We start from the raw sequence: 411 nt of genomic DNA on the forward strand, positions 1-411 counted from the left end.
CGAAGTTTATTCGAACATATTCAACAGATGGATGCTCAGAACTCTTCTGGTCCAGCGGCACTCCTGGAGGAGAACTCTTTTGTCGAGAGAGGTTTTTGCGAATAATCTCTGAGAAAATAGTTAATTTTTGGAATCGTTATGATTATAACCGTCTTGTAGATTTTTATCAAACTTTGGAAGATTCCGATGGTAGAGATTTGGTAGACTTTGAGATTCGTAATTATTCGTTCCGTTATAATAGAACTGTTCTGGATGAGGCAAAACCTTACCATGAATTGCCTCTTGTTCGTCGTTTGGCTGCCGTTCCACTGACGCACTGTAACGATAAGGTCAAACACAAGGAGGTAAACGATGCGGTTGTTATTTTCTGATATCATGATCGATAGGTCGGATCCTAGGCCTGTCGGTCTG

1 protein-coding gene is annotated in these 411 nt (G+C 41.1%); it reads left to right on the forward strand.

The genetic code is table 11. The features are described 5' to 3' along the window. Positions 1-371, forward strand: a 371-nt coding sequence (locus tag AABA78_RS38965; RefSeq protein ID WP_338270603.1) for a hypothetical protein, incomplete at its 5' end; no start/stop codon positions are given. Positions 372-411: the final 40 nt, after the last annotated feature.

Origin of the sequence: Corallococcus caeni, assembly GCF_036245865.1 — a bacterium.
GTDB lineage: Bacteria > Myxococcota > Myxococcia > Myxococcales > Myxococcaceae > Corallococcus > Corallococcus caeni.